General features: G+C 32.9%; 19 protein-coding genes. 4 read left to right on the forward strand and 15 right to left on the reverse strand.

Going from position 1 to position 23357, the window contains the following annotated elements:
* Positions 1 to 84: 84 nt before the first annotated feature.
* The gene (locus KPL51_RS17735) at positions 85 to 255 is read right to left on the reverse strand and encodes a hypothetical protein (RefSeq protein ID WP_216164285.1); all 171 of its coding nucleotides are present in this window, start codon (positions 253 to 255) and stop codon (positions 85 to 87) included.
* A gap of 493 nt (positions 256 to 748) precedes the next feature.
* Between KPL51_RS17735 and KPL51_RS17740 the strand changes: the two genes are divergently transcribed.
* Positions 749 to 1252: a hypothetical protein gene (locus KPL51_RS17740; protein WP_216164288.1), complete on the forward strand. Its 504-nt coding sequence runs from the start codon at positions 749 to 751 to the stop codon at positions 1250 to 1252.
* Here KPL51_RS17740 and KPL51_RS17745 read toward each other — a convergent pair.
* The 10 genes from KPL51_RS17745 to KPL51_RS17790 form a co-directional block, all read right to left on the reverse strand.
* Positions 1184 to 1738, reverse strand: a complete 555-nt coding sequence (locus KPL51_RS17745) for a GNAT family N-acetyltransferase (RefSeq protein ID WP_216164291.1) — start codon at positions 1736 to 1738, stop codon at positions 1184 to 1186. The two genes, KPL51_RS17740 and KPL51_RS17745, sit on opposite strands and share 69 nt — an antisense overlap.
* Positions 1739 to 1858: 120 nt before the next feature.
* Positions 1859 to 2179, reverse strand: a complete 321-nt coding sequence (locus KPL51_RS17750; protein ID WP_216164294.1) for a hypothetical protein — start codon at positions 2177 to 2179, stop codon at positions 1859 to 1861.
* Between the two features lie 39 nt (positions 2180 to 2218).
* Complete coding sequence (locus tag KPL51_RS17755) at positions 2219 to 3670, reverse strand: serine hydrolase domain-containing protein (RefSeq protein WP_216164297.1); 1452 nt, start codon at positions 3668 to 3670, stop codon at positions 2219 to 2221.
* Between the two features lie 336 nt (positions 3671 to 4006).
* Complete coding sequence (locus KPL51_RS17760; protein WP_216164301.1) at positions 4007 to 5065, reverse strand: NADH:flavin oxidoreductase; 1059 nt, start codon at positions 5063 to 5065, stop codon at positions 4007 to 4009.
* A gap of 442 nt (positions 5066 to 5507) precedes the next feature.
* Positions 5508 to 7466 (reverse strand): cell wall-binding repeat-containing protein, encoded by a 1959-nt coding sequence (locus KPL51_RS17765; protein WP_216164304.1) that lies wholly within the window; start codon positions 7464 to 7466, stop codon positions 5508 to 5510.
* Between the two features lie 332 nt (positions 7467 to 7798).
* Entirely contained in the window at positions 7799 to 9541 is a 1743-nt protein-coding gene (locus KPL51_RS17770; RefSeq protein WP_216164308.1) for an ABC-F family ATP-binding cassette domain-containing protein, read from the reverse strand.
* Positions 9542 to 10249: 708 nt separating this feature from the next.
* The gene (locus KPL51_RS17775) at positions 10250 to 11182 is read right to left on the reverse strand and encodes a Rossmann-fold NAD(P)-binding domain-containing protein (protein WP_216164312.1); all 933 of its coding nucleotides are present in this window, start codon (positions 11180 to 11182) and stop codon (positions 10250 to 10252) included.
* A 39-nt stretch (positions 11183 to 11221) separates the two neighbouring features.
* Entirely contained in the window at positions 11222 to 11671 is a 450-nt protein-coding gene (locus tag KPL51_RS17780; RefSeq protein WP_216164315.1) for a MarR family winged helix-turn-helix transcriptional regulator, read from the reverse strand.
* Positions 11672 to 11973: 302 nt separating this feature from the next.
* On the reverse strand, positions 11974 to 13371 hold the full coding sequence (locus KPL51_RS17785; RefSeq protein WP_216164318.1) for an MATE family efflux transporter: 1398 nt from the start codon (positions 13369 to 13371) through the stop codon (positions 11974 to 11976).
* Entirely contained in the window at positions 13368 to 13802 is a 435-nt protein-coding gene (locus KPL51_RS17790) for a MarR family winged helix-turn-helix transcriptional regulator (protein ID WP_216164321.1), read from the reverse strand. Before KPL51_RS17790 ends, KPL51_RS17785 begins: the two co-directional genes overlap by 4 nt.
* A 262-nt stretch (positions 13803 to 14064) precedes the next feature.
* Here KPL51_RS17790 and KPL51_RS17795 point away from each other — a divergent pair, with 262 nt between their 5' ends.
* Complete coding sequence (locus KPL51_RS17795; protein WP_216164324.1) at positions 14065 to 16713, forward strand: YfhO family protein; 2649 nt, start codon at positions 14065 to 14067, stop codon at positions 16711 to 16713.
* A 2-nt stretch (positions 16714 to 16715) separates the two neighbouring features.
* Entirely contained in the window at positions 16716 to 17720 is a 1005-nt protein-coding gene (locus KPL51_RS17800) for a glycosyltransferase family 2 protein (RefSeq protein WP_216164327.1), read from the forward strand.
* 68 nt (positions 17721 to 17788) lie between these two features.
* Here KPL51_RS17800 and KPL51_RS17805 read toward each other — a convergent pair whose 3' ends face one another.
* Positions 17789 to 18205, reverse strand: coding sequence for a GtrA family protein (locus KPL51_RS17805; RefSeq protein WP_216164330.1), 417 nt, complete (start codon positions 18203 to 18205; stop codon positions 17789 to 17791).
* Positions 18206 to 18544: 339 nt separating this feature from the next.
* On the opposite strand from KPL51_RS17805, the gene KPL51_RS17810 reads away from it, so the two are divergent.
* Positions 18545 to 19342 (forward strand): nitroreductase family protein, encoded by a 798-nt coding sequence (locus KPL51_RS17810; protein WP_216164333.1) that lies wholly within the window; start codon positions 18545 to 18547, stop codon positions 19340 to 19342.
* A 201-nt stretch (positions 19343 to 19543) separates the two neighbouring features.
* On the opposite strand, the gene KPL51_RS17815 is transcribed toward KPL51_RS17810, so the two are convergent.
* From KPL51_RS17815 to hypB, 3 genes are all read right to left on the reverse strand, one after another.
* The gene (locus KPL51_RS17815) at positions 19544 to 19885 is read right to left on the reverse strand and encodes a hydrogenase maturation nickel metallochaperone HypA/HybF (protein ID WP_216164337.1); all 342 of its coding nucleotides are present in this window, start codon (positions 19883 to 19885) and stop codon (positions 19544 to 19546) included.
* 94 nt (positions 19886 to 19979) lie between these two features.
* Positions 19980 to 22649: an FAD-dependent oxidoreductase gene (locus tag KPL51_RS17820; protein ID WP_216164340.1), complete on the reverse strand. Its 2670-nt coding sequence runs from the start codon at positions 22647 to 22649 to the stop codon at positions 19980 to 19982.
* A gap of 34 nt (positions 22650 to 22683) precedes the next feature.
* A complete protein-coding gene (gene hypB, locus KPL51_RS17825; protein WP_216164435.1) occupies positions 22684 to 23355 on the reverse strand; it encodes a hydrogenase nickel incorporation protein HypB in 672 nt (223 codons plus the stop codon).
* Positions 23356 to 23357: the final 2 nt, after the last annotated feature.

The following is a 23357-nucleotide window of genomic DNA, read 5'->3' on the forward strand; positions in this document are numbered from 1 at the left end:
ATCCGAAGTAAGACGCCCATGGAGTTAGTAGGTATGTCATAGGTTGTTATGTTAAGGGTTACGAGGACGTAGATGTGGGAAAATTTATTGGTAACAATAGAAGCTCGTGACTTCAGTCATGGGAGGTTCACTATATTCTATTGCAACATACGTCTGGCAAAGCTTTTCGCCTATAAAGACATCTATCTTTCCTATTTCACTCGCAATTTTCTTTGCTTCTTCATGAAGCGGCAAATACGAAATGCCAACAGACATAATAAAATTGTTCATAGTATATTTAACGCGGTTTGGCTTGTTGTGTATCGCGATACGCACCCCATTAAGCATTGACAAAAGCTTATCCTTGTCAAATTAACTGTCTTTACGAGTGCCTAATAGCCGCTCGTAGCAACTCCAGCCAGCCGCCACTTCTAATTCTTTTCCGCTATCAATTCAACGGTCGGCAACGGAAAAGGCAATATCTGTTTCGGCAAGGGTTACTGCTACAATAAATTCCGAAATCATATAAAAATAAGCGCACGAAAATCAGTAAGTTTATTCATAACTTCACTCCATTCAAAAATTAGAAAAAACCTACCCCATAGATCAATTAGGATAATAGCATATGATATTTAAAGAAACGTGCAAGAATGCTTTAACCTGTTCAATATACTGAAAAATGCATATAAAATTGTGTGACCAATATTAGCAATGCGGCATACTTTAAAGTGAACACTAAATCTTCTAAATTTAAGGAGTGTTGAAATAAATGGCTATTACAAGTTCTTATGAATGTTTAGATTATAATAGGCACTGCAACGATAGACCTACTAGACCTGATATAGCACTAAATACAATAGAAACCTCACATCCAGGTCTACAGAATATAGTTTCAAAAAATCCAATACTTTTAGGTTCAATAGTTGATAGAACGAAAACAGGCAGAAGTATACAACTGAATGGAAATAGATTGATTTTCAGTGTAGCAGGGCTATATTTAGTGACTTATAGCACATCTGCAGTATGGACCAGACTTCCCTATGGAACCAACGAGGCGATAATCCAATTAAAGCTCAATCAAAAACTATTAGATGGTTCGGAAACAAGAGTTCAAGTGTTAACACCAGATCTCGCTGAAAACCAAAAGGCAAATTTAGCTAAGACAGTCCTTGTTCCCGTAACTACTAGAAACTCATCTTTAACTTTAATAAATACAAGCTTGCAAATTATGGGGTTCATAAACACAACAGTAACTGTTGTAAAAGTAGGATAATAGAAAGTTAATGTAAGGAACCGATCTTTTAGATAACGGTTCCTTTCTAAAACTCTTTAAAAAGTGCCCTTCCTTCCTCATGCCTACTTTTTCTAAAAGTCTAATTGAATTTGTATTATTAGGATCAGCAGATGCAGTAATCCTATGCTTCTTAAGATCAACAAATAAATAATTAATTACTGCTTTTAATGATTCTATCGCATAACCCTGTTCTTGGTATTTTGGAGCTAATGTATAACCTACCTCAACCTGATCATTGTCTTCTAAAAAGTGAATTCCTATGTCGCCTACTAACATATCTCCATTCTTGTTAAGAATGGCTAATTGGAACCAAGTATTTGGAATATTAGGATTTCTTGAATTATTGTTAATAAAATCATCAATTTGTTTTATGTTATCTGGCATAAATGACTGATATTTATATACCTCAGGTAATGAACGGTACTTAAAAAGATCTTCTCTATCGTATATTTCAAGTTTCCTCAAAACGTAACCTATCTGTTGTTATAGTTGCAAAAGTGTTCATAAAACACCTCCATTTAGTTTAAACAAATTTATGTACCAAAGGATACATGAATATTTCTGCTTATTAATTAAAGGTTAAAGTTAAATTTTATCTATTCCTTTTAGTTTTAAAATAACTCTTAACTGTGCTTTTGTATCCTCATTGATATTATTATTTTTCTTAACCATCATATAAGTTTTGCTTATCTTATCACTTTGTACTTGATTATAAGTAATTTTAGGTAGTTTGTTAATTTTTGAAATATAGTTATGGACTCCTTCATCCGTTAAGTTTTTTATAAGATTACTATTATATTTTTCTATTAACTTGTAATAATTTTTTCTGGCCATATAAAACCTTGTCGTTAAATACGTATATATGGCTGTAGACGGCACTAATAATCTAATTATTATTTTCCACATATTATATATCCCCTTTTTATAAATAAATTTAATTATATTTTAATATAATTCTCCTCTTAAATTTGGAAGCTCCTTAGTACCAAATGATACATTAACATTTCCGCTTATTTCTATCTTATTACCCTTAAAGTAAAGTTTAATTGTGTAGCAAAATGGAGTTTCAATAAATTGTATCTTCATAATAAAGGTATTAGTGCTGGACCAATATCCATATGATGAGGTAGCACTCATTGTTCCAAGTAAATCCGTTTTATCTTCAAGTCTTTTCTCTATACCACCTGAAATTTTATATTCACCTTTACTGTGAACTATAGAAATCTGAAATTTAGAATCTTCAAACCTTATTGATAACTGGTCAAATCCAAATTTATTCTCTTGTAAGTTATAATATTTATCACATATTTGATTTTCCACTGTTGACATCTCTGTGTTATTATCTAAATAACATTCTTTACTCACGGGTAACTTAAGACTTAGAAGTTTTTCTGTAAGCTCATCATACCCCTCAGCATTATCTGTAAGTATTCCCTTTCCTAGTTGAGGAAGTAAATGCTTCCAGATAAGACTAAGCACAGGTTGCATATCATCAATGCCACTATTTATTGCAACAACCATATCCTGATCAGGCATTACAACGCAGTACTGACCAAAAGCTCCATCACCTCTATACGCATTATGGCGACATCTCCAGAATTGATAACCATATCCCTGTTCCCAATCGCTGTCTTTGCTACTTCCATTAGAAATATGGCTTTTAGTCGCTTCCACAACCCATGCTTCAGGTATTAATGCTTTGCCATTGTACATACCTTTTTCAAGATACATCTGTCCAAACTTTGCGATATCTTCAGTCTTTATACTTAGCCCAAATCCACCAGTATTTATTCCTTTAGGGCAGGTTTCAAAGGTTGCGCCTTCAATACCTAGTGGTTTAAAAATTCGTGGTGTAAGATAATTTAAGAGTGTATGCCCTGTTACCTTCTGAACAATTGCTGAAAGCATATATGTGGCAGCTGTGTTATAAACAAAATATGTGCCTGGCTCATGTTCTACCTCAAGTTCAAGAAATCCCTTTACCCAGTTGCCTTCCGTTTGTAAAACAACATGATCTGTAGTGTCCTTATCATGCCCAGTTGACATGGATAATAAGTGCTTTATTTTCATTACGGAAAGATTTTCGCTTATATTTTCTGGTAGCTCCTTAGGGAAGTAAGCTATTACCTTATCCTCCACAGATATGAGACCTTCATTAACTGCAAGCCCCACTGCTGTTGAAGTAAAGCTTTTACTAAGTGAGAACAGCATGTGTTTAAGCTCAGATCTATATGGTGCCCACCACCCTTCTGAAACCACGTTTCCATGCCTTAGTATCATTAACCCATGAATTTCGTTTTCTTCTTTTTCTAAGTCATCAATAAAATCCAAAATAGCTTTAGAAGGTATACCTTGCTTCTCCGGTGTGCTTCTTGGAAGTTGCTTGTTACTGTTCATATAATTCACTCCTCATAATATATAGTGTACTCACTTATATGTTTAATTAACTTATCTTATATAGAAGTATATATTTTCATTTATTTAAGTATCCATACACCTATGTTTCTACATTAATTCTCAATACCCTTTATACAAAGTAACGTTTTTGTTAATAATTTCTAATTAATTATTCCGGTCAATAAAAGAAAGGAACAGATTAATCTGTTCCCTTTTTACGTTCAATTATATATAAGTTAAATCTGTCTTGATTCCATTGCACTTATAATCCTAATATTAGTATTTTATGTTAATTTTCTATTTGTAAATAAACTTTTGTACCTATTAATATTATTTTTATTTATTATCTCTCTCAAATATAACTTTCCCCACACAAACCTTAGACTGACCAAACCACATACATTTTGCACAATTCAAGCATTTTCCAGTATCTTTGCCTTCTTTGGCATCATTTGCCCAATTAGGATTTATAAGAAATCCTTTTGCAATATCTACAATGTCTACATTTGTTTCATTTAATATTTCTTCTGCAATCTCCGCTGAATTAATTCCGTTAACTGCAAATACTGGAATTGAAACTTCTTCTTTAATTTTCTGCGCTGCATAAACAGCATTAGAATATTTATACTTTTCATTTACATTCATTTCCTGTTCGCTCATAAATCCATAAGAAATATCAAGGAGATTAATTCCATTTTTTTCTAATACTTTAGCATAATGTATTCCGTCTTCTATTGTTGGTTCAAATCCTCCCAAACGGATTCCAACAATAAATTCTTTTGGTGTTACATTCCTAATTCCTTCTATTATTTCTATTACAAACTTTTCAGGATTACTACCATATTTATCAGTTCTCTTATTTACTTTTTTATTTAAAAATTGGCTTATTAAATAGGCATGGCATCCATGAAGTTCAACCCCGTCATATCCTGCCCTATAAGCTCTTGTCGCAGCTTCAATAAAATTATTTTGAATAGATTTTATATCTTCACTAGTCATTTCATGACCAACAACAACACTTCCAGAATAATTTTTATATTCATAGGAACTTGGACATATTGGGTCTTCTGATATTCCAACAACTCCTGCATGATGAATTTGAATGAATATTGGACAATCTTCTTTGTGAACTGCATTAACTATACTTTTTAGTCCTTCGATTTGACCATCTTCCCATATTCCAAGTTGATTTTTTGATAATTTTCCATCATTATTAACACATGTAGCCTCTTGAATTATAAGCCCTGCTCCACCTTTGGCTAATTCTGTATAACGTTCTACATTTTCAGATGCTACGTATCCATCATCTCTAAATCCAATAACCATGGGAGGAACACATATACGATTCTTCATTTTAACATTTTTAATGCTAAACTCTGTAAATAATTTTTTCAAAATTACACACTCCTATTTCATTATTTCATTTACTCTTAAACTTTCTGTATTTACTGTTGAACAATAGTATTACTATAACTGTAATATAAGCTTAATACAAGTACGCACTTTTTTTATTCCTAGTTTCAAAAACAATACTAACGGGGTCAGGCCCCTGTAAATAATTGTAAATAGGTTTATTGTATAAACCCATACCAATTTATATATAATTCCTAAAATTACAGATGATTCCGTAAGAGTTGTATTATCATGGGGGAGTCCTGTGCAGCGTTATTTTAATAATGTTGAAGATATGAAATGGTGGACTTCAGCTAAATAATGTTGTTAAAGGGCATTTATAGTTACAATAAATCTTCCCTTTTAGACATGAATATCTGTAGTTACAAATATGCATAGAAAAGCACAAGATGTATTGAATACAACTTGTGCTTTTGTTTATTAGTTATTGTCTGTTTAATAACAGCTTATTTGTACCATCCATATTAATTCTATAAACATTAGAATGACTATCTTGTGTATATAAATAAATTTGATTTCGTAACAACCAGCTATTATTAATAGTTCCTTTAAATCTGGCACTTTGAATTACACCATCTTTGGTTATCTTATATAAATCTACAACAGTACCTGTACTATTCCTAATATATTCTCCAAAATAATATAAATTACCATTTAAAACATTAAACGTGTAGGCCCGTGGTGTATCACACAACTTAATTTTTTCAGTTCCATCCGTTCTCATTTTAAATATGCTCATTCCCTTACCAGTATCTTTCTCATCAATATAAGTTGAGTAATAAATAAAATCTCCTTCGACAACTAAGAACCGAATTTTCTCATCACTAGGTATTTTCATGTTTTCCGTTCTGTCAATCTTTATTCTATAAAGATTAGTAGTAAAATTAGTCCAACTAGTCTCTTTATTTTTAAAGTAATAGATGTAGTTTCCCGAAATATTTATTCTATTACAAGCATCATCGACAATTTTTGTTCGGCTGCTACCATCCACCTTAATTTTATACAATTTTCCACTATCTGAATAATTGCAGTAATAAATCCAGTCTCCCATAACCATCATTTCTCTTGCATCATCACTACAAATCTTTGTTTTACCAGTTCCATCTGTTTTTAGTTTATAAATTCCTTCTGTTATTACCACTTCATACTCAGCAGCAACATCCATCCAATTTGCAACACTCTCATAATAAATCCATTCTCCAATAATATTTATATTGGATTTTGTTATCCTAGCACTATTGCCTCTAATGATAGAGTTTGAATCTTTATCTAATCGTATACTTTCACTACCATCTTTTTTAATTTTATAAATTCCATCTAAATAATAATAGTCCCACGCACCTTGCGTAGCTACAAGCCCACACCCTCGGTATCTGTAATCTCCACCCTTTAAGTTTCCGTTGGTATTCCCATACTTTTGTAGTAGCTCTTCAACGATATCCTCAGAAACCACATCTGTTTGTCCAATAGCCTTTACCTCCGTAGTGTCCTGGAGCTTTGATGCTATACTACCTTTTAGTTTATCTATTGATCCGTTACTTACTAAGCAAACAGGTGATTTTGATTGACATGCTAGCGCAGAAGCTGCTAATGCATCGGGGTAGTTGTTACCTGTTGTAGCATAAATAGAATTAAAATCTAATTCCTGTGAAAATTTATTTAGAACTGCTACATTAGTAGCATATCTATCATGACCTTGTAGACGTTCTACATTAGGGAAATTACTTGCTACCCCATCACTTACAACATCATTTCCTCCTATTACATAGGTAGTTTCTATATCATTATTTTTTAGATATAGTGCTACACCACTGGGTAAGTTGTTTTTCCCAGTAAGTAAAATTGGCATTCCCTTTTGTGCTGCAATAGAGGATATTGATATGGCATCAGGAAAATTTTCACCTGTTGCAACTGCTACCTCTGTACTTTTATCTAATTGCTGCGCAACTTTAATAGAAGTTTCATATCGATTTGCTCCGTATATCCTTGTACACTTTATATTCATAGCCTTTAGTGTATTTAAAACATCGTCAGAAATAACACCTGGTCCACCTACTATAATAATTTCTTCAACCTTAAGCCTTTTTAATTCTTGCTCTACTTCAGGAAGCAGCTCATTTTTTTCATTTAATAATATCGGTGCACCAAGTTTTTTTGCAAGTGGCGCCGCACAAAGTGCATCTGGGAAATCCTGCCCTGTAGCTAAAACAACAGATTTAGACTTGTCCACCCAACCTGCTTTAGATATTTGTATAGCTGTTTGATATCTATCTTTGCCCCCAATTCTCACTTTTGATTCAGAAGCATTAGCATCATTTGCCACTGTGAATGTTATAAAAATACTACAGCAAATTATCAATAGAGATTTTAAATTAATTTTCATATGTTCCCCCTTGTATCATTATAAAATTTTTAAGTTCAATTATATTATGATTTAATGCAAAAATAATTTAATATTAGGTCACCTTATTATTACGTATTAAGGTAGATTTTTCAATGTTTATTTATGTATTTATCAGAGATGTTAAACTTTCTTACACCTTCATATTCCATTCCACTCATTGTATTAAAATCTACTCCAAGATCCTTAGCTGTATTTATACAAAAAATAGCTAGTAAAACTAAGTTTTACTAGCTACTCATTTAATATATTATTCGTCCAACTTGGCATATTTTTATCGCTCCAACTTAGATTACCATTACTACCAACTAAATTTAGAGTAACTTAATAAGTTCTTCTAACTCCTCAGATAAAACTTTTGCAAGTGTAAAATCAGTATCTTTTAAAGCCAATTCAATTTTTGTTTCAACTATTTTTTTCTTTTGTTCAATTTCTAAATAATCTTTGTCAAAATGACTAGCATAAATCATCTTTCTAAATTTTCGCATACTCATTTTTCTAATTGTCTTATCCTCAATCATTAAAACATAATCCATACAGTTTACTATAGAATAAAAATCATGAGAAATCATTAGAATCGCACCTTTATAGTTTTCTATAGCTTTTTCCAATGCTATTTGTGAATAGGTGTCTAAATGACTTGTGGGTTCATCAAGAAGCAACATATTTGCATAACTAGCAGAAACTTTTGCCAATTGAAGTATATTTTTTTCTCCACCGGACAAAGACCCTATCTTTTGATTAATGGCTCCTTCTTCTTCAAACCCATAACCAGAAATATATTCTCTAACCTCTTGATTAGTTTTAAACCCAACACCCAGGAACTCTTCAAGTATGGTATTTGCCTCATTTAGTGTTTTGCCTTGAAGTTGAGATAAATAAGCCACTTCAACATCTTCAGTTATCTCAATAGAATCATGATTATTTTTAAAGATTTCTTGAAGCATTGTGGTTTTCCCTGTACCATTTGAACCCACAATGGCTACTTTATCAGTAGATTTAATCTCAAAGTTAACATTTTCTAGTAGTGTATCATCAAAGCTAACACTGTAATCACTAACTTTTAAAACAATTGTTCCCACCATTTCATTATTCGAAACTAAACTGATATTTGGCTGTTTAATGTCTACAAATGGCGCTTTAATTCTACTTTTTTCTAATCTTTCTTGAATTTTAACTCTAGCATTTAGAGATTTCCCTTTAGAAGATTGATCATACTCAGTTGCAAGAAATCTTAGTTTTTTTATTAACTTCTCGTTTCTCTCAAGTTCTACATTATCATCAATAGCTAGTTCTTGCAGCTCAATTTTAGTTTGAAGTAGTGAGAAGTTATAATCAATATAGTTTCCATCAAACTCTTGGAGTTCCATGTTTTCAAGATGCAGAATTTTGTTAAAACAATGATTCAATATATATCTGTTGTGCGTAATAATTAACATTGTTCCACTGTGTGAATTAATTAGATTTTTAAGCGCATTAAGGTTTTCAAAGTCTAAAAACACATCGGGTTCATCCATAATCATTAAGTCTGGACTATTTAGCATTTCCTTAATTACTTGAATAAGCTTGAATTCCCCACCACTAAGTTCAGATATCATTAAATCTTTATACCTCATTAAGTTTGCAAGATTTAGGTTTTTATTAATGGTATTTTCGAAATCATCCCCATTAATTGCATCAAATGCGTCTAAAACTTGTTGATATTTTTCTAGTAAAGGTTCAATATCCAAAGATGTTTCCATTTCACTGCAAATAGATGTTATTTCATTTTGTAGTTTAATGAATTTTTCCCCTATATATTCGAAAACTGTAATTTCTTTTATATTATCTAGTTGTGAGAATTGACTTACATACCCTATTCTACAATTTGCATCTATGGCGAGCTTTCCATCAAACATATATTTTTCTGGATCCATAATTATATCTATCAGTGTACTTTTTCCGCTTCCATTTGTTCCTATAAAAGCACAATGCTTTCCATCTTCTAATGTAAATGAAATATTATTATATAGATCCTTTTGCGGAAATGAGTAGGACAAATTATCAACTTTTATCATATTATTACCTCTCTTTATCACTAAAAAAGAGCCTATAAAAATAAGCTCTTCATTATATTCTGTTATAAATTGCATTTTTATACTTGATTTTTATATAGTAAACACATTATACTTAGTCTACCACTTATAGCATAACACTTTTTAGAGTTAAGTTCAATAAATTAACTTTGTTAAATCTAATCCGATTTTTGTCTGTTCAGTCTGTTTTTAATCTTGGGATATATTTTCTTTATGCCTGCTCCTATCAATACTATTACAATAACCATTGAAAATATAAATATATTACTACCGCTCTCCAATATGCACAACCTGAAAAATAGACGTTTAATTGACAATTTAGTATTAAACTATAATTATAAGAAATTACAATTGAATGATAATAGCGGTAGTATCAGTTTCGTCAATATTATTTTTCTCTGCATCAATACCATGAATATTGTCAACTGATATACCAATAAGTATACCTGAGATAATTATAATATGGTTTGAAAGGACCCTACTTACATTAATAATAACTATACCTATTGCGTATATAATATTATAAGTGATTTACACTAGCAATTAAGGTAAAAAAGCAACCAATATGAAGTATAAATTTAATATTACTATTTAAAAGAATGTATTAATGAGAAGACTCAAAGGGATGCCACAATCATGGCATCCCTTTGAGTTTTGTCCATTTATAACAGCCTAAAAATTGCAATAAATTTATTCAACCAATTCTTTAAATATATTGATATCCCTTTTATAAACATTTTTACTGAAACTTTCGCTTATTTTAAGGCTTGCTTGTTTGTAAAAAATAGATGGTGCATTACTTACTACATAATAATACACATCTTCTCTGTTATAGATAGGATTATTTAGATTAGAAAAGACTGTACCTTCAATAGCTTTACCAGCATTTGCAGCAGCATCAATTATTAAACAGTTTTTCTTTAAGCCCTTTTGCTGCTCTAAAGATAGTATGTGCAAGCCAGTTTTATCAACCTCAATACCATTTATTATAATGTCAAAACTTTCACGTTCTTCAATAAACTCATCCATAGTTTTTCTATAAAACATTCTTACGTTATTATTAAATTTTGAAACTGCACAAAATGCTCCTTGGGAAACGTTTCCACAACCTAGTACCGCTATATTCGTGCTGTGATCCGGTATCATACCAAAGCTTAACAAAGCATGCAAAACAGAAGAATACCCAGCAATAAAGCTATTATCTTTTATGAAATTTGGTTTAATCCAATCGATTAATTTAATCTTATCTTTGTAATAAACCTGAGGGTGAATATTGTCCAAATCTACAATTGTTAGATTTTTTAAATTAAATTGAGATTCCATAAAACCTTTGCCAGATCCGTTGGGATGGGTCCAACCAATAATCATTTGGTTTGGTCTAATATTTTTATAGTCAACTTCTTGAATACATTTAATTGAAAAAATTGCAGGACAATCAGAAAATATTTCAGCACGTGTGGCTATTTTACATCCAACTTTTTCATATTCATAATCTTTTATATTTAGATTAAGTCCAAAGTTATGTTCAATCACAATGTCATTCTCAAAATCATTTACATGCGCAGGTAATAATGCAACTCTTTTTTCATCAGGATAATTGGGGATAATAAAGCCTAATTTCATACATTCAGTCCTCCTCGTATTATGTTCTGAAAACATATACTATTCTTCCATTTTTTCTACAATAATTTTCATATTATTAAGTGTTTCTTTTAACAATGTCAAATCGTCTATACTAAATTTTTGCATGCTTTTACTAAAAGCTATTTTCATAGCTTCTGTATGTTTTTCTAAACAGATACACCCTATATCCGTTAATTCTATATAAATTATTCGCCTGTCGTTTTTATCTAACATCCTTTTCACCATATGAAATTCAACAAGTTTATTAACTAATACAGTTATATTCGGTTTTGATACATAAAGCATTTTACCTAAATCTGTCATCGTACAAGCGCCTTCGATTTTTAAGAAACGCATTAGATTTACATGAGCCCTTGCTATTCCATTGTTTCTAGTTGTATTATCACTTATTTCAAAGATTCTCTTTGTAAATATTGGAAAAACAGATATTAATTCATCAAAAATCCCATCAATATATTTATTCTCCATGCCATTCTCCATCCGTTTAAGTATATTTTTAATTTAGTTTAACCGCAAAGTGAAACTAAATAATAGTTATTACATTTAACTATTATTTAATATAACTATTATATATTATAACTATAAATACTATTTGTCAACTCTACTTAGATGATTATTACATAAATAACCTTTGTATATAAACGAAGCGAAGTCAGAAGTCTTTAGTTGCACTTGAAAATAATAAATAAAAATAAGCAGAAGGTTGTGTTAACCCTTCTGCTTATTAAATTAAATGGTTTATTACTCCTACAATGTTTAATTACTGTATTCTATACTTCTTCTACCAAATCGCAGTTACTATCAACTTGTATTTCGCCCTCTAAATCTCGAATTTTTTCTCTATATACTTTAATTGCAAAGTACCCAGAAATTATTAAAGAAGCTGCCTCTGATATTGGAAATGCTATCCATACTCCGGTTAATCCAATTAATTTGCTTAGGATAAATGTCAATGGTAATAAAATAATAATCTGTCTTGCAAAAGATATAATAAGGCTTACTTTTGCTTTACCAAATGCTTGAAAAACCGTAGAAAGAACTATTGCTATCCCAGAAAACACAAAACCTATACTGATAATTCTCAAACACTTAATCCCTATTGCATTCATCTGTGATGTACTGCTAAATAGCATAAGCAGTTGCCCCGGGAATATTACAAATAAACTGGTACCAAACAGCATGATGGCGCATGCAAATATGCACCCATACTTGACAGCTTCTAGTACCCTTTGCTTATTTTTCGCGCCATAATTATAGCCAACTATAGGCATGATCCCCTGTGTTAGACCGAATACAGGCATATATATAAAAGACTGTAATTTGTAGTATATGCCAAATACTGCAACAGCAGTTCCAGAAAATCCTGCTAAAATCAAATTGATACCTGATACCATTACAGATCCCAATAGTTGCATAAACATAGCAGGAACTCCAACTTTGAATATTTCACCTGTGATGTTGCTACTATAATGAAATTTCTTTAAATTTAGTTTTAATCCATTATTGTTTCTAAGTACGAGTTTAAGTGCATATATCATAGCTAATATTTGACCAATAACCGTTGCTATTGCTGCCCCCTGTACACTTAATTTAGGGAAAAATAACAATCCAAAAATAAGAATTGGATCAAGAATAATGTTAGTTATCGCACCTAATAATTGTATTCTCATAGAACTTAACATGTCACCAGTAGATCTTAAAATATTCATACACACTTCTGATATAATGCTACCAAATGAAAACAACATAATAATACTGGTATACTGTACTGCATATTTAATAACAACAGGGTCGTCAGTAAACATTTTAGTAAACATTTTGGGTACGAATGTCGAACAAATCGCAAGGATAATCCACAATACAATTCCTATTGCAAATCCATGTTCCGCAGTATTTCTGGCAACATCTTTGTTCCCAGAACCCAGTTTTCTTGACATAAACGAGTTAATCCCCACACCAAGCCCCACAAATATTGATACTATTATAAGTTGTATTGGAAAAGCTATAGATAAAGCCGTAAGTGCCTGCACTGATATTTTTGCTACAAATATGCTGTCTACAATATTATATAGCGCTTGCACAAACATCGACAGCATTGCTGGCAATGCCATTTTTATAATTAACTTCTTTATATCCATATTCCCTAGTTTATACATATTTTCTTTCATTGTTTATTCTCCTTCAATGTCGTTACATTATCTACCATTTTGGCTAGTATACTTCTTACTTTTTCAATATCAGCATTAGAAATATTATAAATGAGAATATCTTCCCATGCTTTCAAGACTTCTATAATGCTAGGAACTATATTTATTCCACTATCGGTTAAATATATGCCCTTTTCTCGTCTATCACTTTCACTAACTACTCTATTAACATAATTATATTTTTCAAGATGGGTTATTATCTTTGTTATAGTAGCCTTATTAAATAAAAACAATTCATTTATTCCGGTTAGGTTAGCCCCGTTATGATCCCTTAAAAATAACAATACTTCCGCTTGAACTTTATTTAAATTATCTTTTTTCAGCATAGCATCTACAAAATTTTTTTCATTTCTATATAATATTGAAATATTTCTTCCTATTATTTTACGCATATTTTCCTCCTCCAATAATAGTTGCCTAAGAAACTATTATACCTCATAGTAGTTTCTTAGGCAACCATTAATTGCAGCAATCAATAAATTATGATATCTACATTGATGGTACTCTTAATGAGCCACGACACTATGTATGCCTTTCAGCTGATATTAAAACCACATGGGAATTAAGTAAAATGTGTGGTAAGTTCTCTTCTCAATCAGATGAAATTTTGGTATAATAATCTATATAGCTTCATAAATAAAGGTGGGATTATTCTTGAAAGACAACATTAACATTATAAGAAAGTTTAGTATATATATTAAAAGGCATTATGTAATCTTACTTGCATTTTTTCTGCCTGCCTTTATCCTGGAAATCGCCTATATAACTGTTAGAATTTTCCCATTTGGAAATTGGAGTTTATTAATATCAGACTTATATCATCAATATGCTCCTTTTACCGCAGATTTTCAGGACAAGCTTAGATCATCTTCAAGCCTTCTTTACTCCTGGTCAGGCGGCCTTGGGATAAATTTTTTACCGTTATTTGCCTATTATCTTGCCAGCCCAATAAATCTTATAACTATTTTATTTCCACCAGAGTATTTGACTGAAGTTGTACTTGTTTTGACGCTTATAAAGGTAGGACTAGCGGGCTCCTGTTTTGCATTATACCTGAAGGCTCAACATGGTGAACAGAATTTGATTACTGTAGGTTTCTCATTACTTTATGCACTCTCTGGTTTTGTACTTGCTTTTTGCTGGAATATTATGTGGATGGATGCGATTTATCTTCTGCCCCTCATTATGATTGGCCTAATAAATTTAATACGGGAGGGTAAAGGTTTATTTTTCTGCATTACACTTGCCATTGCTCTTTTGTCCAATTTTTATATGGCTTTTTTTATCTGTTTTTTCACCTTGCTTTATTACCCAGTTTGTCTCTTTAAATATCATGATTTTAAAAAGCCATCCTTGCTAATAAAAATAACAGGTCAATTTGCAGGATTTTCACTGCTGTCCGTGGGGTTATCTGCTATAATTCTGTTGCCAACATTTTTTCAATTAAAATCCACCTCCGCAGCAGGCGATATATTCCCAAAGACACTGACGAACTATTTCGATTTATTTGATTATATAACCAGACATTTTACAGCTGCATCTCCTTCTATTCGGGAAGGTGCACCCAATATGTATTGTGGAATTGTTGTTTTAATACTCATTCCAATCTATTTTTTAAGTAAAAGCATTCCACTGAAGGAAAAATTATGGAATCTTGCTCTTGTTCTGGTTTTAACCCTAAGTTTCAATATTAATATATTGAATTTTATTTGGCATGGCTTTCATTACCCTAACCAGCTTCCATATCGATTTTCCTTTGTTTACATCTTTCTCGTATTATCCATGAGCTATGAAGGTTTTAGAAATCTAAACGAATTTAGTGGAAAACAAATAGGCAATATTTGCTTATCTATTTTGGGTGTTATTCTCATCTCACAGAAATTTGATGATTTATCAATTGGATTTCACACCATATATATCAGTGCAACTTTTATTATTTTATATGCAGTGGCCCTTACCATTGACCGCTCCTGCAATATCAGACCATCCCTTAAAACTCTGATAGTATTTCTTGTATTGACTGCTGAGATAACCACTAACACCATTGCGACAATTGTTAAAATTGATTTCACTGAAGGCTACTCAACTCGAAGCAACTATGCAAGTGGCAGTGAAGTAACTCAACTTCGTGATCAGATTTCTGATATTTCAAAGAAGGATAAAGGCTTTTATCGTTTGGAGATCCTACCATCCCAAACCACCAATGATCCTGCTCTGTATAATTATCGGGGCATATCAATTTTTTCTTCCACTATCTCCGCAAAGCCTGTAAAAATGCTTGAGAATCTTGGGTACTCTAGCAACGGTATTAACAGTTACAGTTACGAAGGTTCCACTGCAATACTAGATTCTCTTCTAGGCATCAAGTATTTGATTTATCGGAACCTTGCTATTGAGGAAAACTTGTACAAACAGACTGCATCTACCAATAATTTAAGGATTTTTACAAACCCTTATGTTTTGCCACTGGGCTTTCAATCCACCAGTAAGCTAAAGGAGTTCGACAGTAGCTCCGGGGCTAATCCGCTTGAAACTCAGAATCTCCTTATAAAAGCTATTTGTGGGGTATCAAATATTTTAATCCCTATTAAGCAGAAGCAAGGAATTCAACGTAACCTTAACATTAGCGGCCAGGATTCACAATATTACAGCTTTAAGCGCCCTAATAATGATATTGCCTCTAAAGCAATTATTGATTTTACAATAGATAAAGCCCAGCAAGTCTACCTATACTATAAGGCGCCCTCTAATATGAAAGGCAATGGATTTGTTACAGCCAATGGAAAAAAGGTTGAATTTAACCCAAGTCATTCCTCTATAATTAATCTTGGATTTTGCAAGCCTGGATCTTCTGCAGAGCTGAAAATTAATTTTGATAAGTCAAGTGCTGAAACAGGACAATTTAAAGTATATGCCTACACTTTGAATATACCCGCATTTAAAGAGGCGATATTCCTTATCCGTAAAAAATCAATGACCATTGAAAACTTTACTGATACCAGCATCTCCGGTCAGGTGGACGCAACAAGTGACGGACTGATGGTAATGTCCATACCTTTTGATAAGGGGTGGCATGTCAAAGTGGATAACCATGAGGTTAAACCACAGGCTGTGGATGATTGTTTATTGAGCTTTGAGTTGCTAAAAGGCACCCATAAGATTGAACTGTGGTTTTTTCCAGAAAAACTTTTCATGGGCCTTATGATTACCTTAGTATCTGTTCTAATACTAATCTTTCTTTTCATAAAAAAGCCAGGCATCATGTTTTCCACTATTAAACATCTCAGAAGGGGGGGGAAATAACAATGGAAAGGTCATTTATTACAGTTGTTATTCCGGTATATAACGAAGAAATCCAGATTTGTGAAAATATCAATGTTATTAGAAAGTGTTTGGCAGAAACAGGTATGGAGTTTATGATTTTGCTGGTTGATGATGGCTCAACCGACGACACATGGCTCAAACTTAAAATGCTTTCTAAAGAAGCTTCATGTATTAAAGCATTGAGACTCAGCAGGAATTTTGGCAAGGAAGCAGCACTTTGTGCAGGACTAGAAGCTGCAGAGGGAGATTGCTGTATAATCATGGATGCTGACTTGCAGCACCCCCCCACATTAATACCTGAGATGATAAGGTTATGGAGAGATGAAGGATACGAGGTCATAGAAGGTGTTAAGGCCTTACGTGGAAATGAGAGCATGATTAAGAAAGTCGGTGCTAATTCATTTTATAAAATTCTTAGCAAACTTTCCGGGTTTAATATGCAGCAGGCTTCAGATTTCAAGCTCTTGGATAAAAAAGTTGTACTGGCATGGCGCAGCATGCATGAAAGAGGCACCTTCTTCAGGGGGATGTCAGCGTGGGTTGGGTATAATCGGATAAGTATCCCCTTTAATGTAGGGATCAGAACAAATGGAGTCTCAAAGTGGTCTGTTTTTAATCTGTGCACACTTGCAGTTAAGGCCATTACTTCCTTTTCATCATTTCCACTTTATATAATTACTTTTATGGGAGTGTTTTTTCTTGCTGGTGCGTTGGTGCTTGGAATCCAGACTTTATACATGAAGCTTATGGGTATTGCTTTGAATGGTTTCACAACAGTTATTCTGCTGCTACTTATTATAGGAAGCTGCCTAATGATAAGTCTAGGAGTCATAGGAACCTATATTGCCAGAATATATGAAGAAGTTAAATGTAGGCCAAGATATATTGTTGCAGACGAAATTAAAAGCAATAAAGATTGCCTATTAAGCGAAGTAGAATCCATAGGCTTCCGTCCAAAAGAGAAGGCAAGCTCGCATATAGAATAATCAAGACAGGAGTTAGAATTTAATAAAAACCGCAAAAATAAAAGGCTGCCATTCAGTTAGGTAGCCTTTTATTTTTCCCTGAATGCAAAAAAACTCTGCCCTACATAGTTAAGAGCAGTAAACATAACCATCCCCAAAAACATAGAAAACTGTTCAACTATACTCTTTGATAAAGATGTATTCGTAAGTATCCTTGTTACAATTGGTTTTGAAATACTATATGCCACCAAATAACAAACAGCAATATTCACTGTAAATCTTAATGCTGTTTTTACAGTAGACTCACTATTTTTAAAAGTGAAATTCTTATTAAGAAAAAAGCTTAGTATACTTGCTAATATGTATGATACGGCAGAAGATCCCCAATAGCCAAAGCTAGCTAAGTTATACAACAAAAACATTATTCCGGTACCGAATATAGTATTTATTATTCCTACTAATAAGAATTTCAAAAACTTTATATCAAACAATCTTTTTTTTCCCATAATCAAACTCCATCTTGTATATTATTTAAATAAAAGATACGCAGATATACACTCGATCACATATAAGTTACAAAATGTTCACTAGGATTCTAATTATATCACATATATTTATGGACTTCCAATAAAGGTCTTATACAAACTTACTTATAATACTGTAAAAACTTTATAAATAATATGTTGATATTAATTGGGATGTATAAGAAAAGGCTTATGGTGTTATTTTTGTTCCTATGTGATAAAAAAGTGCGTACTTACAATTTTAATACACTGTGTTAAAATCATGTATAGACACCGATAAGAAAGTTAGAAATAATAAATTTAAGCAAGGGGATTAAGCAAATGGATCTTATAACTGTAAATGAAGAAAAATGTATTAAATGCGAACAATGTATTAAGGAATGTCCATCATTTTTTTTAAAGATGGGAGAAACGGTTCCAGAAGAAGTAACAAATACCACTTGCATTGCCTGTGGACATTGTGTTGCTATATGCCCTACTGGAGCTATAGATAATAAAAAAACACCGCTTTCAAATCAAGTAGATAGGAAAGAGTTCCCTAAATTAAATGCAGATCAAGCGGAGCATTTTCTAAGGTCACGTCGTTCTATAAGAACTTATCAAGACAAGTGTGTATCACGAGATAAATTAACAAAATTAGTTGATATTGCAAGACTCGCACCTACTGGAAGTAATAGTCAAGGTATATCATTTGTGGTAGTTGAGGACAATCAATTAGTTAAAAAAGCTGTTGAACTTATAATTGAAATGTTGGAAAAGTCCCCCTTAAATGATGCATTCAAAGGATTAATTAATGTCTACAGAGAAACTGGAGCTGACCCAATTTTGCGAGATGCACCAAACTTAATTATGACTACTGCGGACAAAGACTTTCCAAGTGGAAGAGGTAATTCTATTTCTTCTTTGACTTATCTAGAATTATTTGCGCCTTCACTAGGACTTGGAACTTGTTGGGCTGGATATTTTGAGTATTGCGCATCCCTTAAGGATTCACCAATACTTAAATTATTTAATATTCCAGAAGGAAAAACGATAACAGCTGCTGTTATGGTTGGATATCCTAAGTATAGCTATAAGAGGTTAGTTGATAGAAATCCGTTAGAGGTCACTTATATATAATAGCTTTTTTAACTAAAGTAAGAAGATATTGGGGTCAGACCCTTGTAAATAACTGTAATTTATTTATAGTTTGTAACTGTTATATTTGGACAGTTACAAACTATGTGATGCAATGATGTTGTATGGGGATGGCCAAAATACCTCTTTTGTTTATGATAACAACCCAAAGAGGCCTCTATGGTCAAACCTCTTACTCTCATTTTAGCAAGCGATGATTTCCTTAATCATAAACTCATTTCCACACAATAACTCCCAGTCTTTACTTCCACATTTTGGGCATGTATTTTTATTCTCAATGAGATTAAAAACTTTATTACACCCTTTGCAAATACCATTGCCTGGCAATATCTCAATTTTTAATTCCGCCCTTTGTAATAAGGTACCATCTACTGCAGCAGGGTAACAAGCTTCAATATATTTTGGAATCATTGATGAGAGCTCACCAATTTGAAGAACCAATGCTTGAATTTTTGTTACTCCATTTTCTTTCGCAAAATTTTCAACAGTTTTAACTACCTCAATCAAAACTCCAATTTCATGCAAATAAATTCACCTCTCTTGTCAGAGTATAAAGAACGGGAGAACCTTTGCTCCCCCGCCTTTTGTTACCTATAATATATTAATTTTGTATGTTTTTTTATTTTGAGAATAATCTCTTCACATTTTTTATTGCAATTCTTCCTTGACGTTTAATTACATGTTTTATAACTTCAGATTTCATATCTTTAAAATCCACACCAGATGCATCATATTTTCTTACTAGTGAAATTGCATCAAATTTACACTTTGTAGTACAAACTCCACAACCTACACATTGGAATTCATCTACAAATGTAGCACCGCAGCCAAGACAACGTTCTGTTTCTTTCTTTATTTGTTCCTCCGTAAATGTAACTCGCAAATCTGCAAATGTTTCTTTTGATTTGCTTCCCTCTACATGAAGTGCTCTTTGCCTTGGCAAACGATCATAGCCATCCATATTCAAGTTTTCTTTATCAAGAGCATGGTATTCTCTCTCACGGCTTATTGTCAAACTGTCCCCATGAACATAACGATGAATTGAAATTGCACCTTGCTTTCCAAGAGCTATAGCATCTATAGCAAACTTAGGGCCTGTTAATGCATCTCCACCGGCGAATACATCAGATTCACCTGTTTGGAAAGTTATTGGATCAGCTTTTATCGTCTTATTTGGATTTAATTCTATTTTGGAATCCACTAATAATTCGCCCCAATCGATGCCTTGACCAACTGATATAATCACATTGTTTGCTTTAACAATCTTTGTATCATTTTCGTCAAATTTAGGACTGAATCTTCTATTTTCATCGAATACAGAAATACATTTTTTGAATTCTACACCACAAACATGTCCATTTTCATGAACAATTCGTTTTGGCCCCCAAGAATTGTTAATCTCGATATCTTCTGAAAATGCTTCTTCAATTTCTTCTTCAAGGGCAGGCATTTCTTGTCTACTCTCTAAACAATACATATCTACTTTTGAAGCACCAATTCTTTCAGCAGTTCGAGCAACGTCAATAGCAACATTTCCTCCACCAATGACAATAACTGGTCCTTCCATTTTTAGATTTTCACCTAAACTTACTCTTCGCAGAAAATCTACCCCTGTCATTGACCCGACCACATCTTCACCCTCAAGCCTCAAGTTTCTACCTGCTTGAGCACCAATAGCTACATAAAATGCTTTGTAGCCTTTCTTTCTAAGTTCTGCAAGGGTAACATCCGCGCCAACCTCAACTCCCTCTTTAAATTCTACCCCTAATTCCTTCAAAATATCAATTTCTGCATTTACTACATCTTTTTCTAATCTGAAAGAAGGAATTCCAAGAGTTAACATACCGCCTAAGGCCTTTTGCTTTTCAAATACTGTTACCTTATATCCCTCAACAGCTAGGAAATATGCACAAGACAGTCCTGCGGGGCCTGCACCAATTACAGCAATTTTTCCTGATCTTGCCACCATTTTTTCAGGTACAAATCGATATTCTGCTTTTAAATCCTGCTCAGCAATGAATCTTTTAACTTCATCAACTGCAAGTGCTTCGTCTACACCTGCTCTTGTACAAGCATCTTCACACTTTCTAGGACAAATACGTCCACAAATTGCCGGGAATGGATTTTCTTTCTTTATAAGTTCTAGAGCATCTCTATATTTTCCCTTAGATGCCATCTTAATATATCCTTGGACTGCTATGTGAGCTGGACATTCAGATTTACATGGACTTGTTCCGCTCTTATCAACAATCTTGCGATTACGATAATCAGGGTTCCATTTATCTTCTCGCCACTTGGTATCGTAGGGAGTATCTTTTTCCTTAGGAACTTCAATAGGGTTCTTTAAGCATAATTTTTGTCCCAGTGTTAATGCATTTGATGGGCAATTTTCTACACATTCTCCACAAGCAACACATTTATCTTTATCCACTTTTGAAACATAGTTAGATCTAGACCAATCAGGGTTTCTATAAAGATTTGCATTTCTTAGTCCAAAACAAGAACATCCACAGCAATTACAAATAGCCAGGGCATTTCCTGGTCCTGATAAATTAGGTATCTGATGCATCATTCCTTCTTTTTCAGCTTGCAGGCAAATCTCAGCAGCTTCTTCTCTAGTAACTTGTTTGCCAATTCCTACACGAATATAGTATTCAGCAGCTGATCCAAGTCTAATACATATGTCTTCAACTCTATGTCCACAGCCTTGTCCAATGATTCTCATGGATGCACGGCATGCACAATCTGTAACAGCAAAAACATCATGTTTTTTAAGAAGGTAATCTATTTCCTCATAAGAAGCCTTTCTTGTATCCCCATCAATAGCACTTTGAACTGGAATAACTCTCATTACACCTAAACCAACTGGAATATTTCCTGCCATTAATGCACCTAATTTTCTTGTATATTCTTCAAAACACTCACCAATTACTGGATACTTTTTAAGATTTGCTTTGTTATCAACCATGTATTCCATAACACCAGGAACGTAAAGCTCAAGACAGTATTTATCAACACCATCTTCTTTTTCTACTTTAATAACTCCATCTAGAGCCATTTGGTACAGCAATTTTTCTACTTCTGCATCTGGTTTGCCACACTTAGCAGCAGTTTCCTGTACGGTCTTAAGTTTTCTTACCTCCAGATAAAGTGCTATTTCTGCCATTTCATCTGTAACTACCGGCTCAAGAATTCTATATTCTGGGTCTGTTGCCTTTACTTTTATTATCCCACCAGTAATTCCAGCAGCAATCTTATTAGCCAGCTCAAGTACTTTTTTCTTTACCATAATTTTTCCTCCTTTCTGTAGAAACTTGGGTACTCTAGTTGGCCTTCCAATTTTTCACTTCGCTGCGTATCCACTCAGCCCATTCAGAAATTCCCTCACCAGTTTTAGCTGTGATTGGAATAACCTTGATATTTGGATTCAATTTTTTCACATGCTGCTTCACTGCCTCTAAATCAAAATCGAAAAAGCCTATTGAATCCATCTTGTTAATTAATAAAACGTCAACAATTGAAAACATTAGAGGGTATTTTAATGGTTTGTCATCTCCCTCTGGCACACTTAAAATCATAGCATTTTTTACTGCTCCAGTATCAAATTCTGCTGGACATACCAAATTTCCTACATTCTCTAAAATTACGAAATCAATTCCTTCTGTGCCAAGTCCTAGCAACCCTTGTTTGGTCATATCTGCATCCAGATGACACATCCCACCTGTGTGCAATTGAATTACTTTTGTACCGGTCTTAGAAACAGTATTAGCATCAACATCAGAGTCAATATCGGCTTCTAATACTCCAATGCTCATTTCATCTTTTAAAGCCTCTATTGTTCTTAACACCGTTGTTGTTTTACCTGAACCTGGTGATGACATCAAATTTAATAAAAATGTTTTATCTTTTTTAAGTTCACTCCTAAGCAAATCCGCTTGTCTGTCATTATCCTCGAAAACACTTTTCTTGATCTCAAGAACTTTATATTTATCCATAT

It is taken from the genome of Clostridium bowmanii, from assembly GCF_018861315.1.
Taxonomy (GTDB): domain Bacteria; phylum Bacillota; class Clostridia; order Clostridiales; family Clostridiaceae; genus Clostridium_AD; species Clostridium_AD bowmanii.

Excerpts from the sequence above, each read along its gene's own strand:
- KPL51_RS17735 (WP_216164285.1), bottom strand. The coding sequence starts at position 255 with ATGTCTGTTGGCATTTCGTATTTGCCGCTTCATGAAGAAGCAAAGAAA.
- KPL51_RS17740 (WP_216164288.1), top strand. The coding sequence starts at position 749 with ATGGCTATTACAAGTTCTTATGAATGTTTAGATTATAATAGGCACTGC.
- KPL51_RS17750 (WP_216164294.1), bottom strand. The coding sequence starts at position 2,179 with ATGTGGAAAATAATAATTAGATTATTAGTGCCGTCTACAGCCATATAT.
- KPL51_RS17755 (WP_216164297.1), bottom strand. The coding sequence starts at position 3,670 with ATGAACAGTAACAAGCAACTTCCAAGAAGCACACCGGAGAAGCAAGGT.
- KPL51_RS17765 (WP_216164304.1), bottom strand. The coding sequence starts at position 7,466 with ATGAAAATTAATTTAAAATCTCTATTGATAATTTGCTGTAGTATTTTT.
- KPL51_RS17770 (WP_216164308.1), bottom strand. The coding sequence starts at position 9,541 with ATGATAAAAGTTGATAATTTGTCCTACTCATTTCCGCAAAAGGATCTA.
- KPL51_RS17775 (WP_216164312.1), bottom strand. The coding sequence starts at position 11,182 with ATGAAATTAGGCTTTATTATCCCCAATTATCCTGATGAAAAAAGAGTT.
- KPL51_RS17780 (WP_216164315.1), bottom strand. The coding sequence starts at position 11,671 with ATGGAGAATAAATATATTGATGGGATTTTTGATGAATTAATATCTGTT.
- KPL51_RS17785 (WP_216164318.1), bottom strand. The coding sequence starts at position 13,371 with ATGAAAGAAAATATGTATAAACTAGGGAATATGGATATAAAGAAGTTA.
- KPL51_RS17790 (WP_216164321.1), bottom strand. The coding sequence starts at position 13,802 with ATGCGTAAAATAATAGGAAGAAATATTTCAATATTATATAGAAATGAA.
- KPL51_RS17800 (WP_216164327.1), top strand. The coding sequence starts at position 16,716 with ATGGAAAGGTCATTTATTACAGTTGTTATTCCGGTATATAACGAAGAA.
- KPL51_RS17805 (WP_216164330.1), bottom strand. The coding sequence starts at position 18,205 with ATGGGAAAAAAAAGATTGTTTGATATAAAGTTTTTGAAATTCTTATTA.
- KPL51_RS17810 (WP_216164333.1), top strand. The coding sequence starts at position 18,545 with ATGGATCTTATAACTGTAAATGAAGAAAAATGTATTAAATGCGAACAA.
- KPL51_RS17820 (WP_216164340.1), bottom strand. The coding sequence starts at position 22,649 with ATGGTAAAGAAAAAAGTACTTGAGCTGGCTAATAAGATTGCTGCTGGA.
- hypB (WP_216164435.1), bottom strand. The coding sequence starts at position 23,355 with ATGGATAAATATAAAGTTCTTGAGATCAAGAAAAGTGTTTTCGAGGAT.